Below are 14,157 nucleotides of genomic sequence, written 5' to 3' on the forward strand. Positions count from 1 at the left end.
CAGTACGAGGGAAACGACGGAAGGAACAGAAGTGGGAGCAGCGGCACTGTCACCGCAGGCCAGGACCGACGCCATCGAGGCGATGGCGGACGGTCGGGAACTCGACATCCTGGTGGTCGGTGGCGGGGTGGTCGGCACAGGTTCGGCGCTCGACGCCGCGACCCGGGGACTGACCACCGGTCTGCTGGAGGCTCGCGACTTCGCGAGCGGCACCTCCAGCCGGTCCAGCAAGCTGGTCCACGGCGGGCTGCGCTACCTGGAGATGCTGGACTTCCGTCTCGTGCACGAGGCGTTGCAGGAGCGTGGGCTGCTCCTGCAACGCCTCGCACCCCACCTGGTGAAGCCGGTGGCGTTCCTCTACCCGCTACAGCACCGCTGGTGGGAGCGCTTCTACGCCGGCGCCGGCGTCGCCCTGTACGACGCGATGTCACTCAGCTCGGGCCACGGCGCCGGGCTGCCGATCCACAAGCACCTGACCAGGCGCGGAGCGATGCGACTCGCCCCCAGCCTCAAGAAGTCGGCGCTGGTCGGCGCCCTCCAGTACTACGACGCGCAGGTCGACGATGCCCGGCACACGATGGAGCTGGCCCGTACTGCGGCGTCGTACGGCGCGCATGTCGCCAACCGGGTCAAGGTGACCGGCTTCCTGCGTCAGGGCGAGCGGGTGACCGGGGTCAAGGCCAAGGACCTGGAGAGCGGCCGCGAGTTCGAGGTGCGCGCCAAGCAGGTCGTCAACGCGACCGGCGTGTGGACCGATGACACCCAGGCGATGGTCGGCGAGCGCGGTCAGTACCACGTGCGCGCCTCGAAGGGCATCCACCTGGTGGTGCCGAAGGACCGGATCCAGTCCAGCACCGGGATGATCCTGCGGACCGAGAAGTCGGTCCTCTTCATCATCCCGTGGGGCCGGCACTGGCTGATCGGCACCACCGACACCGACTGGAACCTGGACAAGGCCCACCCGGCCGCGACCAGCAAGGACATCGACTACCTGCTCGACCACGTCAACGACGTGCTGGTCACGCCGCTGACCCGTGAGGACGTCGAAGGCGTGTACGCCGGTCTGCGGCCGCTGCTGGCGGGCGAGTCGGAGAGTACGTCGAAGCTGTCCCGCGAGCACGTCGTCGCGCACGCCGCCCCCGGTCTGGTGGTCGTTGCCGGTGGCAAGTACACGACGTACCGGGTGATGGCCAAGGACGCGGTCGACGCGGCCGCCAACGCCCTGGACGGACGGGTGCCGAAGTCGGTCACCAAGAACACCCCGCTGGTCGGCGCGGACGGGTACCACGCGATGTGGAACCAGCGGCACCTGATCGCGCAGCGCTCGGGGCTGCACGTGGCCCGGATCGAGCACCTGCTCAACCGGTACGGCGCCCTGATCGACGAGGTGCTCGCGCTGGTCGAGGAGGACCCGTCGCTGGGTGAGCAGCTGCCCGGCACGCAGGACTACCTCAAGGCCGAGGTGGTCTACGGGGCTCGCAGCGAAGGCGCGCGGCACCTGGACGACGTGCTGGCCCGGCGGACCCGGATCTCGATCGAGGCCTGGGACCGCGGTGTCGAGGCAGCTGAGGCAGCGGCTCGGCTGATGGCGCCGGTGCTCGGCTGGGACGAGGCGACGATCGAGCGGGAGGTCTCCTTCTACACCCAGCGGGTGCAGTCGGAGCGTGACTCGCAGGACCAGCCCGACGACGAGTCGGCCGACAAGGTCCGCCTCGGGGCGCCGGACATCGTCTCACCGGCCTGACGCATTTGGTTGCCAGCAGCAAGTAGTGCTGACTGCTGACTAAAGTGGCGGGCATGGATCTCGCAGAACTGGCCGAGAGTGCCGAAGCGACGCTGATCTCCTCGATCGGCGAGGTCGATCCGGGAGTGGTCGAGCGGCTGGGGATCACCAGCCGCAGGTTCGGACGCGGGATCGCGATCTCGCTCCGCAACGATCCCTCCCGGTTCTGGTCGAAGGCGGTGGGCTTCGGGTTCGACCGGCCGGTGACCTCGGAGTTGATCGGCGAGGTCGTCGACTTCTACCGCGAGGCCGGTACTGCGTCGGCGAGCTTTCACTTGCCACCGGCCGTGCTACCGGCCGACTGGGAAGAGATTCGGGCCACCTACGGACTCGAGTTGACCGGAACACTGGTGCGGCTGGTGCGGGACGACACTCCCATCGAGCCCGTCGAGACGACGTTGCGGGTCGGCCAACTGGACCCCTCGGACACGGCCGGCGTCCGCGCCTGGGCCGAGCTGCAGATCCTCGCGTTCGCGATGCCGGACCCGGACGGTCTGCTGGCGGAGATGCTGGTCGCGTTCTGCCACCTGCGGCACTTCCAGCCGTACGCCGCCTGGGACGGCGACCGGCTGGTCGCGACCGGCGGCTTGTTCGTGGACGGCGCGATGGGTAAGTGCGTCAACGCGTCCACGCTGCCGGAGTACCGCGGTCGTGGAGCGCAGTCGGCGCTGATCGCCGTCCGGGTGCAGAACGCGCTGGCAGCCGGCTGCAAATGGGTCTCGACGGGGGCGGACAAGCCGGCCTTGGGCAAGCGCAACCCATCGCTCGACAACATGCAGCGAGCCGGCTTCAAGGCTCTCTACGAGCGCCCAGGCTGGACCTGGAAGCCGTGACCCTCACTGGTCGGGGCGGATCCAGCCGAAGGTTCGCTGGACCGCCGCCTGCCAGTTGGCGTACTCCGTGGCGCGACGGTCGGGGTCCATGTGGGGGAGCCACTGGCCGGCGCGGTGCCAGTTGCTGCGCAGGCCCTCCAGGTCAGGCCAGTAGCCGACGGCCAGACCGGCGGCGTACGCGGCGCCCAGTGACACCGTCTCGGTGACCATCGGGCGGACCACCGGGACATCGAGCAGGTCGGCGAGGAACTGCATCAGCAGGTTGTTCGCCGTCATGCCGCCGTCGACCTTGAGCGCCTTCAGGGCGATCCCGGAGTCCGCGTTCATCGCGTCGACCACCTCGAGCGTCTGGAACGCGGTCGCCTCCAGCACCGCCCGGGCCAGATGCCCCTTGGTGATGTACGACGTCAGCCCCGCGATCACGCCACGCGCCTCGCTGCGCCAGTGCGGCGCGAACAGGCCGGAGAACGCGGGCACGATGTAGGCGCCGCCGTTGTCCTCGACCGTCCGCGCCAGCGTCTCGATCTCGGCGGCAGTGTGGATCAGCCCGAGGCCGTCCCGAAACCACTGCACCAGCGAGCCGGTGACCGCCATCGACCCTTCCAGCGCGTACGCCGCCGGCTCCGACCCGATCTGGTACGCGACCGTGGTCAGCATGCCGTGCGTCGACCGGACGATCTCCTTGCCGGTGTGCAGCAGCAGGAACGACCCGGTCCCGTAGGTGCACTTGGCCTCACCCGCGCTGAAACACGTCTGCCCGAACAGCGCAGCCTGCTGGTCGCCCAGCGCAGCCCCGATCCGTACGCCGGGAAGCACCTCCGCCGCGGTGCCGAAGTCCCCTGACGACGGCCGGATCTCCGGCAGCACACACCGCGGCACGTCGAAGGCGGCGAGCAGTTCGTCGTCCCATTCGAGCGTCTCGATGTTCATCAGCATCGTCCGGCTGGCGTTCGTCACGTCGGTGGCGTGCAGCCCTCCGTTCGGGCCGCCGGTGAACTTCCAGATCAGCCAGGTCTCCATCGTGCCGAACAACACCTCGCCGCGATTGGCGCGACCGCGCAGACCGGGGGTGTGGTCGAGCATCCAGCGCAGCCGGGGCGCGGAGAAGTACGTCGTCAGCGGCAGCCCGCACAGGTCCGCGAACCGATCCGGGCCTTCGTCGCCGGCCAGTTCGGTGATCAGCCGGTCGGTCCGGGTGTCCTGCCAGACGACGGCGTGACCGATCGGCTGGCCGGTCCTGCGGTCCCAGAGCAGACTGGTCTCCCGCTGGTTGGTGATGCCGATGGCAACGATCTGGGAGGGCTCGGCGCCGATCTGCCGGATCGCGGCCGGCACCACCCGGGTGACGTTGCGCCAGATCTCCGCCGCGTCGTGCTCGACCCAGCCCGGCCGCGGGAAGTACTGCTTGTGCTCCCGCTGCGCCACCGACACCAACCGCCCGCGGCGGTCGAACAGGATGCAGCGGGTCGAGTTGGTGCCCTGGTCGACAGCGGCGACGTATTGCTCGGCCATCAGATCCCCCTCGGTGGGGCAGGGGAGAGCAGTCTCGTCATCGGTCCTCGCGAAGGTCGCGGCCGATGGCTTCCGCGGTCGCGCGGACCATCGTGATCAGGTCGGTGCGATGCCGGAGTCTGCTGTCGCAGATGCGCTCGATCCGGCCGGTCAGGCCGACGGCGCCGACCACCAAGCCCCCCAGACCGCGGATGGGGGCAGCGATGCCGGCCAGTTCGACGGTGTGCTCCTCGAACTCGGCAGCCCACCCCTTCGCCCGTACTGCGGCAAGCTCCTCCGCCAGCCGGGCGGGTTCCGTGATCGTCCTGGTCGTGTAGGCGTCGAGCTTGGCGGGCCGGGTGCCACCGGAAGCGTCGAAGGCGAGCACCGCCTTGCCGAGCGCGCACGCGTGCGGCGGCAACGTCGTACCGACGTCGAGGTTCTGGTCGCTGTCGTCGGGACGGAAGACATGGTGCACGACCACCACCTTGCCCTCCACCAGTCGGCCGACGCGAACCACCTCGCCGCTGCGGGACGCCAGCGAATCGGCCCAGTTGATCGCCCGGCTGCGCAGCTCGTTCGGGTCGAGATAGGTCTCGCCCAGCCGCCCGAACGCGTCGCTGAGCCGGTAGTGCGCGCCGCTGTGGTCCTGGTCGACGAAACCGACCTGGTGCAACGTTTTCAGAATGCCGTGCACGGTCGCCTTGGCCAGCCCGAGCGCATTGCTGAGATCGGCGACGCCCAACCCGTTCGGCGCCGCGGCGAGTAGTCGCAGCACGGCCGCAGCACGCTCGATGGACTGCACGCTGCCCGGCACACCGGCAGGCTACCTGCGATTGCGCGTCGTGGCTGCGCTTCGCACGCGCTTACTCGCTGGCGATCGCCCGCAGTACGTCGAGTCTGGCTGCACGGCGTGACGGCCAGACCGCAGCCAGTACGCCGACCACGGCTGCGACCAGTACTGCGATCACCAGTTGGAGCACGGGGATCTCGAGTACGCCGAGGCCGTCCTCGCGCATCACATGCTGGACCGCCGCGCCGAACAGGACGCCGATCAGCAGCCCGAGAAGCGCACCCAGCAAGGCGATCGCGATCGCCTCGACCTGCAGCATCCGGCGCAGCTGCGGCCCGTCCATCCCGATCGCGCGGAGCAGCCCGATCTCCCGGGTGCGCTCGATCACGCCGAGCGCGAGGGTGTTCACGATGCCGAGGACGGCGATCAGGATCGCCAGCGCGAGCAGCATCGCGATCACGGCCAGCACGGTGTCGATCGGCTGCTGCTGGCTCTGCGCGTAGGCCTGCTGGTCGCGCGCCTTGACGGCCGGGTAGTCGGCGAGCTGGGCGCCGACGGCCTGCCGGACCGTGCCGAGATCGGTGCCATTGGCAACTTCGACGTACAGGGTGCGGTCGGTGGTGGCGCCGCCGGCCCGGGTGAAGGTGGGCTGGGCCACGATGACGGCATTGAGCTGACGGTTCGGCGCGATGATGCCACCGACCCGCAGGGTCTGCTTGGCGCTGTCGGTGGTCAGCTCGAACTTCTCGCCGACCACCAGGTCGAGCTGGTCGGCCAGGTTGCGGGGGATCACCGCGTCGCCGTTCTTCAGCCCGTCCGCCGAGCCGGAGAGGAACCGGGCGGTGATCGGTCCGGCGAGGGTGCCGTCGTCCACACCGGCCACGGTGACCCGGTGATCGGCGATGTCGCCCGGCATCTGCCGGACGCGGTGCACGGAGGTGACCCCGGGGACCTTGGCGATCTTGTCGCCGACCTGGCTGCTGAACGGCTGGTCGGCGCTGACCAGGAGCTCGGCGGTCCCGATCGCGTCCTGCAGCCCCTGGTTGACCGAGGCCTTCGCCGACGCGGCGATGACGACCAGGCCGCTGACCAGGGCCAGCGAGATCATCAGGGCGGACGCGGTGGCCGAGGTACGGCGGGGATTGCGCTCGGCGTTGCGGCGGCCGAGCGTGATGGGGGCCTGGTGGCCGAACGGCGACAGCAGCGCGCGTACGGCGTACCGGCTGATCAGGGGGCTGGTCATCACCACGCCGAGGGTGCCGATGGCGGCGGCGAGGCCGATCAGGATCGCGGCAGGGAGGCCTTGCAGGGTGAAGCCGATCGCGACCAGTAGCGCGGTCATCAGCAGCATGAAGGCGCCGAGCACCAGGCGGAGGAGCAGCGAGCGTTCGGGGACGCTCACGTCGTCGCGCATCGCGGCGACCGGCGGGAGCTTGCCGGCTCGGCGGGCCGCGGGGTAGGCGGCGAAGAGGGTGACGCCGACGCCGAGGAGATAGCAGGCGATGACGGTCGGGATGCTGATCTGGAGGCTGGAGCCCGGGATGGCCAGGTCGAGGGATTTGTAGAAGGCTTGCAGGCCGCCCGCCACCCCCGCGCCGAGGAGCAGGCCGAGGGTCGAGCCGACGACGCCGATCACGAGAGCTTCGATCAGGACCGTGCTGGTCACCTGGCCGCGGGATGCGCCGATCGCCCGCAGCATCGCCAGTTCGCGGGAACGCTGGGCGACCAGCATCGCGAAGGTGTTGACGATCAGGAACGCGCCGACGAAGAGCGCGATCCCGGCGAACAGCAGCAGGACGGCACTGAAGCCGCCGAAGCTGTTGTCGATGGCGCTCTCGCCGTCGGCCGAGACCTGCGCCGCAGTCCGGACGCTGACGTCTTTGCCGGCGACCTTGGCGATCGCCTGGGTGACGGCCTGCACGTCCTGGCCGGGCTCGACGGTGACGGTGATCGTGGTCCAGCCGGGGCGGCCGAGGATCAGCAGTTGAGCGGTGGCGGAGTCGAAGGTGATCAGCGGAGCGCCGGCCGAGGCGCCGGAGAGGCTGGGGGTGGTGACCCCGGTGAGGATCGCGGTGACCGCCCTGACCGGGGTGACGACCTTGATCTGGTCGCCGATCTCGTAGCCCTCGCGCTTGGCCGTCGATTGGTCGATCGTCAGCTGCTGCTGGCCCCAGGACGGCTTGCCGTCGATCAGCTGGAAGGTCGCCGTACGGCGGTCGCGCGGCCAGCTCGCGGCGTACGTGGGGAGGCCGAAGGCGTCGGTCGGTTGACCGTCGGAGCCGAGGATCTGGGCGCCCGCGACGAGGATCTGCGGATCGGCGCTGGCCACGCCGGGGACGCCCGCGATCTGGGTCGCGAGATCAGAAGAAAGGGTGGCGGGGCGGGCGTTGGACAGGCCGGGGTTGTTCTTGAGCGCGGCAGCCGGGGTGACGGTGATGTCGGCGGGGCTGCCGGCGTAGTTCTTCTTGAGGGCGGCCGACAGGGTGTCGGTGAAGATTAGCGCGCCGCCGACGAAGGCGACGCCGAGCAGCACGGCGACCATGCACAGCAGGAAACGGAGCCGGTGCGCGAGCACCGACCGGAGGCCGAGCTTGAGCATCAGCCGGCCTCTTGGGCGTCGAGCTGCTTCATCCGGTCGAGCACGGAGTCCGCGGTCGGATCGAGCAGCTCGGACTGCAGCAAGCCGTCGGCGAGGAAGACCACGCGGTCGGCGTACGAGGCGGCGGTCGGGTCATGCGTGACCATCACGACGGTCTGGCCGAAGTCGCGCACGGAGCGGTGCAGGAAGCTGAGCACGTCGGCGGACGAGCGGGAGTCGAGGTTGCCGGTCGGCTCGTCGGCGAACACGACCTCGGGCCGGGAGACGAGTGCGCGGGCACAGGCGACACGCTGCTGCTGGCCGCCGGACAGCTCGGACGGCTTGTGGTTGAGGCGATCCCGCAAACCGATCGCGTCGATCACCTTGTCGAGCCACTCGGTGTCGGGTTTGCGGCCGGCCAGGTCCAGCGGGAGGGTGATGTTCTCCAGCGCGCTGAGGGTGGGGACCAGGTTGAAGGCCTGGAAGACGAACCCGATCTTGTCGCGGCGCAGGTGGGTGAGGCGCTTCTCGTCGAGCCGCGTGAGGTCGACGTCACCGAGCAGCACCTGCCCGGTGGTGGGCCGGTCCAGGCCGGCCAGGCAGTGCAGCAAGGTCGACTTGCCGGAGCCCGACGGGCCCATGATCGCGGTGAACCGGCCCTTGCCGAAGTCCAGACTCACCTCGGCCAGCGCGTCGACCCGGGTGTCGCCGGCGCCGTAGCTCTTGCCGAGTCCGACGGTCCGGATGGCCACGCTCTGCTCGACAACTTTCACGGTCACACCCAGAACGCTATCCGCCCGCGGGTCCGACGCACATCAGCCCCACCCAACAGTCGCCGGGTGGGGCTGATGAAGGGGTCAGGCGTCGATGACGACCGGGATGACGACCGGACGGCGACGCCAGTGGCGCCAGGTCCAGTTGCCGACCGCCCGGCCGACGAGCTCCTCCAGCGCGTGGGCGTCTCCAATACTTTCGGAGGCCGCCTTCGCGAGGGTGTCCTCGATCACCGGGATGACGTCCTTGAACGTCGTGTCGTCGTGGACGAACCCGCGAGCCAGGAAGTCCGGCGGCTCGGCCAGCCGGCCGGTGTTGGCATCGACCAGCAGCACGACGGTGACGACGCCCTCCTCGGCCAGCGTCCGGCGGTCCTTCAGGTTCGCCTCGGTGACCCCGCCGACCGTCATGGCGTCGACGTACACGTAACCGGCCTCGACCTTGCCGACGATCTTCGCCCGGCCCTTGTCCAGGTCGACGACCACACCGTCCTCGGCGATGATCACCCGATCAGCCGGTACGCCGGTGGCGACGGCGAGCGCCGCGTTCGCCTTCAGGTGCCGGTACTCGCCGTGGACCGGCATCACGTTGCGGGGCTTGATCAGGTTGTAGCAGTAGACCAGCTCGCCGGCACTCGCGTGCCCGGAGACGTGCACCTTGGCGTTGCCCTTGTGGACGACGTTCGCGCCCCAGCGGATCAGGCCGTTGATCAGGCCGTAGATCGCGTTCTCGTTGCCGGGGATCAGCGAGCTGGCCATCAGCACGGTGTCGCCCTCGCCGATCCGGATCATGTGATCGCGGTTCGCCATCCGGGCCAGCGCGGCCATCGGCTCACCCTGCGAGCCGGTGCAGATCAGCGTGACCTTGCGGTCGGGGAGCTTCTCCAGCTCCTTCAGGTCGACGATCAGACCCTTGGGGATCTTTAGGTAGCCCAGGTCACCGGCGATACCCATGTTGCGGACCATCGAGCGGCCGACGAACGCGACCTTGCGGCCGCCCAGCTTGGCTGCGTCCAGCACCTGCTGGATCCGGTGCACGTGGCTGGCGAAGCTGGAGACGATGATCCGGCCGGGCGCGGTCCGGAAGACCGTGTCGATGGCCGGGCCGAGGTCCTTCTCGGAGGTGGTGAAACCGGGCACCTCGGCGTTGGTCGAGTCCGTCATGAAGAGGTCGACGCCCTCTTCGCTGAGCTTGGCGAACCCGCGCAGGTCGGTCAGCCGCTTGTCCAGCGGGAACTGGTCCATCTTGAAGTCGCCGGTGTGCAGCACGATGCCGGCCTTGGTCCGGATCGCGACCGCGAGGCCGTCCGGGATCGAGTGGTTGACGGCGAAGAACTCGGTCTCGAACGGGCCGACCTTGCGCCGGTCGCCCTCCTTGACCTCGATCGTCTTCGGGGTGATCCGGTGTTCCTTGAGCTTGGAGGTGATGAACGCCAGGGTCAGCTTGGAGCCGATCACCGGGATGTCGGCGCGCTCCTTCAGCAGATACGGGACGCCGCCGATGTGGTCTTCGTGGCCGTGGGTGAGGACGATCGCGTCGATCTTGTCCAGCCGGTCCCGGATGTAGCCGAAATCAGGCAGGATCACGTCGACGCCGGGCTGGTGCTCCTCGGGGAACAGCACGCCGCAGTCCACGATCAGCAACCGGCCGCGGTGCTCGAACACGGTCATGTTGCGGCCGATCTCCCCGAGACCGCCCAGAGCGACCACGCGGAGCGCGTCCTGGGGCAGGCGGGGCGGTTGGCCGAGGTCGGGATGCGGATGACTCATACTGCGGACCGTATCCGAGAGTGGTGGTTGTGCCTGGCATCGACCGGGTGTGAGCCGAAACTCAGGCGGGTGCTAGCGCGGCGCGCGAGGGGGTCGCGGAGCCCGGTCAGCCGTCCACGCCGATCAGGTCGACGCCGGCCGACTCCTGCGCGACTTCCTCCGCCGACCGGGTCGGCAGCGGCGGCGGGGTGCCGCCCCAGGCGGGGCAGAGGGCCTTGTGGTCACACCAGTCGCAGAGCGCGCCCTTGCTCGGCTGCCAGTCGCCTGACTCCAGCGCGAGGCTGATGGCCTGCCAGAGCGCCTCGACCTTGCGTTCGCAGGCGCGCAGGTCGGCCTCGTCGGGGACGTAGCGGATGATCTCGCCGTTGCCGAGGTAGACCAGCTGCAGCATCGCCGGTACGACGCCGCGCAGCCGCCACAGCACCAAGGCGTAGAACTTCATCTGGAACAACGCCTTGGCCTCGAAGAACTCCGACGGCGACCGCCCGGTCTTGTAGTCGACGACCCGGATCTCCCCGGTCGGCGCGACGTCGAGGCGATCGACGTACCCGCGCAGAGTCAGACCCGACTCGAGCACGGTCTCGACGTACAGCTCCCGCTCGGCCGGCTCCAGCCGGTTGGGGTCCTCCAGCGTGAAGTACTTGCCGAGCAATTGGTGAGCCTCTTGCAGGAACTTGGCCAGCTCCTCGCCGTCGGCGTCCTCAGTGAACAGCTCGGCCACCTCGGGCTCGGCCTCGAGCAGCTTCTGCCATTGCGGCTCCAGCATCCCGGCAGCTTGCTCGAGCGTGCGTTGGCCGCTCGGCAGGTCGAAGAGGCGCTCCAGTACGGCGTGCACGACCGTGCCCCGGACGGCGGCCGACGACGGCTTCTCCGGCAGCCGGTCGATCACTCTGAACCGGTACTTGAGCGGGCAGCTCATGAAGTCGGCCGCACGGGACGGCGACAGGGCACCGTTCGGATGGCCGTGCCGGTCGACAGCTGCAGCGACGCTCATGCCGTCAAGGCTAGGGGAGAGCGCCGACACTCTGGGGCTCACAGCCAACTCACAGCGGACTTTCGGCGAACCATCGGGTCGGGTCGGCACTCTGGATCCATCGGCGAGACGAGGAGAGCCACAGATGCATGACCACGACAGAGGACTCGAGTACGACCTCGGCGTACTGCGCCGGCGCAACGTGCTGAGGTTGTTCGCCGGTGCCGGGTTGGCTGTTGTCGCCGGCTGCGCCGCCGACAACACCACGACGAGCGGTTCCACACCGAGCACCTCCGGTGCGGCGGCCAGTCCGACATCGACGAGTTCGACGGCGACCACGAATGTCGAGGAGATTCCCGAGGAGACCGCCGGGCCGTTCCCCGGCGACGGGTCCAACGGGCCGAACGTGCTGACCGAGTCGGGCATCGTGCGCAGCGACCTGACCAAGAGCTTCGGCTCCGCGTCGGGTGTGGCCGAGGGCGTCCCGCTGACGGTCGAGCTCGTAGTACTGGACGCTGCCAAGGACACGCCGCTGGCCGGTGCTGCCGTCTACCTGTGGCACTGCGACGCGCAGGGCCGCTACTCGCTCTACGACGGCGAGATCAGCGGCGAGAACTACTGCCGCGGAGTACAGGCCGCCGACTCGGCCGGGAAGGTCACCTTCACCACGATCTTCCCCGCGGCGTACCAGGGGAGGTGGCCGCACATCCACTTCGAGGTGTACTCGTCGCTGTCCGAGGCGACGGCCGCCGGAAGATCAGCGCGACCTCGCAACTAGCTCTGCCGGCCGAGGCGTGCAGCGCGGTCTACGCGACCTCCGGGTACGACGGGAGCGCGCAGAACCTGGCGTCCAGCTCGCTGGAGAAGGACAACGTGTTCAGCGACGACGGCGCCGTGCGCCAGCTGGCGGCGACCACCGGCGGGGTGCAGGACGGATACACCGCCCGGCTCACCGTGGGTGTGTAGCGCGCTCTTACCACTGGACCGATAGCGTTGCCTCGATGTCCGAGTCGCGTGATCCTCACAGTCCCACCCCGTCCGCCGGTCCGACGCCGGGCACGTGGGTGATCGGCAGCGTCCGCGGGATCAAGCTGACGATGCGGTTCACCTGGCTGCCGGTGGCGCTGTTGCTGGCCTTCGGGTTCTCCAGCATCATCGGCGCGCAGTTCCCCGACCTGGGCAGCTGGCGGTACGTCGCGTCGTTCGCGTTCGTGGTCGCCTTCACCGCGTCGATCCTGCTGCACGAGCTGGCGCACGCGCTGGTCGCGCTGCGGTTCGGCATCACGGTCTCCGAGATCAACCTCGGATTCTTCGCGGCCGGCACCCACATCGAGGGGGAGCGGAAACGCCCCTTCGAGGAGTTCGCCGTGTCCGTGGTCGGGCCGCTGGCGTCGCTGCTGGTCGGCGGGCTGGCCTATCTGGGCTCGCGTGCGGCCGACGAAGGTGTGGCGTACGTCGCGTTGTTCGAGCTGGCGGTGGCGAACCTGATCGTCGGCGTCACCAACCTGCTGCCCGGCCTCCCACTGGACGGCGGGTGGGTACTCCGCGCCTTCGTGTGGAAGGTGACCGGCAACCCGCACACCGGCACGATCGCGGCCGCCTGGGCCGGCCGGATCCTGGCCATCGCCGTACTGGCTGCGCCGGTGATCCTGCAGGAGCTGTTCGACCGGCAGCCGACCATCATCGACTTCGTCATCGCGCTGGCCGTCGGGTTCTTCCTCTGGATGGGCTCGACCGCGTCCCTGATGCAGGCCCGCCTCCGGCGCAAGCTGCCCGCGCTGCAGGTCCGCACGCTGGCTCGGCGCGCGATCGCAGTACATGCCAGTACGCCGATCTCCGAGGCCATCCGCCTCGCCACCGGTGCCCAAGCCGGCGCGGTCGTCGTGACCGATGGCGACGACAAGCCCCACGCCCTCGTCTCGGAGTCAGCTGTCAGCGCCGTCGCCCCCAACCAGCGCCCCTGGACCACGGTCGGCGAGGTCGCCACCCGGATCGGCGCCGGCCACATCATCGGCGTCAACGACACCGGCGAAGAGATCCTCGACACCCTCCGCAAGAACCCCTCCTCGGAGTACCTGGTGCTGGACGCCAACGGCCTGGTTTACGGCGTACTGGCCACCGCCGACGTGGAACAGGCCTTCCGCACCCGCTGATCCGGAACTGTCGGGGTCCCGAAGTAGGGTGACCCTCTTATGTCTGATCTTCGCGATTTTCCTGATGCCTCGTTCTCCGGGGTGCACCACGGGCCGCTGCAGGCCGGTGAGTGGATCACCCTGTCCGACTCCAAGCAGCGCCGGCACTCGGTGTTCCTGGAGCGTGGGAAGGTGTTCCACACGACCAAGGGCGGGATCGAGCACGACGAGCTGATCGACGGGCCCGACGCGGTGGTGATCCGGTCCAAGGGTGGCGTGGAGTACCTCGCGCTGCGGCCGTTGATGGCGGACTACTCGGTGTCGATGCCGCGCGGCGCGGCGGTGATCTACCCCAAGGACACCGCTCAGATCGTGACGATGGCCGACATCTTCCCGGGCGCGAAGGTGGTCGAGGCGGGCGCCGGGTCGGGCGCGCTGACGACGGCGCTGCTGCGGGCGGTCGGGATCCACGGGCAGGTGATCTCGTACGAGCGCCGCGAGGACTTCGCCGAGGTGGCCCGCAAGAACGTGACCGGCTTCTTCGGCGCCGAGCACCCGGCCTGGCGGCTGCAGGTCGGCGACCTGGTTGAGTCGCTGGACGAGCAAGACGTGGACCGGATCATCCTCGACATGCTGGCGCCGTGGGAGTGCGTGGACGCAGCCGCCGGCGCGCTGGTGCCGGGTGGGGTGTTCTGCGCGTACGTCGCTACCACCACCCAGTTAAGCAGGGTCGTGGAGACCCTGCGGGCGCACGGCGAGTTCACCGAGCCGCGGTCGTGGGAGTCGCTGGTGCGGGACTGGCACGTCGAGGGGCTGGCGGTCCGGCCGGGGCACCGGATGCAGGGTCACACCGCGTTCCTGGTCACCGCGCGGCGGATGGCGCACGGCGTACAGGCGCCCCGGAAGAAGCGCCGGCCGGCCCCTGGCGCGTACGGCGACGACTATTCCGGACCCCGCAAGTCCGATACCGGTGAAGACACGCCGCCGGCAACCGGATCATCCGCAACCGACACGTGATGGGATTCGGCTTG

12 protein-coding genes are annotated in these 14,157 nt (G+C 69.4%); 5 read left to right on the forward strand and 7 right to left on the reverse strand.

What is annotated here, in order from left to right; translation table 11 throughout:
- Nucleotides 1-31 precede the first annotated feature (31 nt).
- Nucleotides 32-1,744, forward strand: a complete 1,713-nt coding sequence (locus AB0P21_RS00390) for a glycerol-3-phosphate dehydrogenase/oxidase (RefSeq protein ID WP_363692640.1) — start codon at nt 32-34, stop codon at nt 1,742-1,744.
- A 53-nt stretch (nt 1,745-1,797) separates the two neighbouring features.
- Nucleotides 1,798-2,616 (forward strand): GNAT family N-acetyltransferase, encoded by an 819-nt coding sequence (locus AB0P21_RS00395; protein ID WP_363692642.1) that lies wholly within the window; start codon nt 1,798-1,800, stop codon nt 2,614-2,616.
- A gap of 3 nt (nt 2,617-2,619) precedes the next feature.
- On the opposite strand, the gene glpK is transcribed toward AB0P21_RS00395, so the two are convergent.
- The 6 genes from glpK to AB0P21_RS00425 all read right to left on the reverse strand — a co-directional run bounded on the left by glpK (nt 2,620) and on the right by AB0P21_RS00425 (nt 11,015).
- Complete coding sequence (gene glpK, locus AB0P21_RS00400; RefSeq protein WP_363692644.1) at nt 2,620-4,128, reverse strand: glycerol kinase GlpK; 1,509 nt, start codon at nt 4,126-4,128, stop codon at nt 2,620-2,622.
- 37 nt (nt 4,129-4,165) lie between these two features.
- Nucleotides 4,166-4,924 carry an IclR family transcriptional regulator gene (locus tag AB0P21_RS00405; RefSeq protein WP_363692646.1) on the reverse strand — a complete coding sequence of 253 codons (759 nt, stop codon included), beginning with the start codon at nt 4,922-4,924 and terminating at the stop codon, nt 4,166-4,168.
- A gap of 49 nt (nt 4,925-4,973) precedes the next feature.
- Nucleotides 4,974-7,499 carry an FtsX-like permease family protein gene (locus tag AB0P21_RS00410; protein WP_363692647.1) on the reverse strand — a complete coding sequence of 842 codons (2,526 nt, stop codon included), beginning with the start codon at nt 7,497-7,499 and terminating at the stop codon, nt 4,974-4,976.
- On the reverse strand, nt 7,499-8,257 hold the full coding sequence (locus AB0P21_RS00415) for an ABC transporter ATP-binding protein (RefSeq protein ID WP_363692648.1): 759 nt from the start codon (nt 8,255-8,257) through the stop codon (nt 7,499-7,501). Before AB0P21_RS00415 ends, AB0P21_RS00410 begins: the two co-directional genes overlap by 1 nt.
- Nucleotides 8,258-8,335: 78 nt before the next feature.
- Nucleotides 8,336-10,021: a ribonuclease J gene (locus tag AB0P21_RS00420; RefSeq protein WP_363692649.1), complete on the reverse strand. Its 1,686-nt coding sequence runs from the start codon at nt 10,019-10,021 to the stop codon at nt 8,336-8,338.
- A gap of 106 nt (nt 10,022-10,127) precedes the next feature.
- Nucleotides 10,128-11,015: a PD-(D/E)XK nuclease family protein gene (locus AB0P21_RS00425; RefSeq protein WP_363692650.1), complete on the reverse strand. Its 888-nt coding sequence runs from the start codon at nt 11,013-11,015 to the stop codon at nt 10,128-10,130.
- Between the two features lie 124 nt (nt 11,016-11,139).
- On the opposite strand from AB0P21_RS00425, the gene AB0P21_RS00430 reads away from it, so the two are divergent.
- Nucleotides 11,140-11,772 carry a 3,4-dioxygenase subunit beta gene (locus AB0P21_RS00430; RefSeq protein WP_363692651.1) on the forward strand — a complete coding sequence of 211 codons (633 nt, stop codon included), beginning with the start codon at nt 11,140-11,142 and terminating at the stop codon, nt 11,770-11,772.
- Between the two features lie 28 nt (nt 11,773-11,800).
- On the opposite strand, the gene AB0P21_RS00435 is transcribed toward AB0P21_RS00430, so the two are convergent.
- Nucleotides 11,801-11,947 carry a hypothetical protein gene (locus tag AB0P21_RS00435; RefSeq protein ID WP_363692652.1) on the reverse strand — a complete coding sequence of 49 codons (147 nt, stop codon included), beginning with the start codon at nt 11,945-11,947 and terminating at the stop codon, nt 11,801-11,803.
- A gap of 48 nt (nt 11,948-11,995) precedes the next feature.
- Here AB0P21_RS00435 and AB0P21_RS00440 point away from each other — a divergent pair, with 48 nt between their 5' ends.
- Nucleotides 11,996-13,147, forward strand: a complete 1,152-nt coding sequence (locus AB0P21_RS00440; RefSeq protein WP_363692653.1) for a site-2 protease family protein — start codon at nt 11,996-11,998, stop codon at nt 13,145-13,147.
- A gap of 39 nt (nt 13,148-13,186) precedes the next feature.
- Nucleotides 13,187-14,143, forward strand: coding sequence for a tRNA (adenine-N1)-methyltransferase (locus AB0P21_RS00445; RefSeq protein WP_363692654.1), 957 nt, complete (start codon nt 13,187-13,189; stop codon nt 14,141-14,143).
- The last annotated feature ends 14 nt before the right edge of the window (nt 14,144-14,157 follow it).

Origin of the sequence: Kribbella sp. NPDC056861 (assembly GCF_040687575.1) — a bacterium.
Classification (GTDB): Bacteria; Actinomycetota; Actinomycetes; order Propionibacteriales; family Kribbellaceae; genus Kribbella.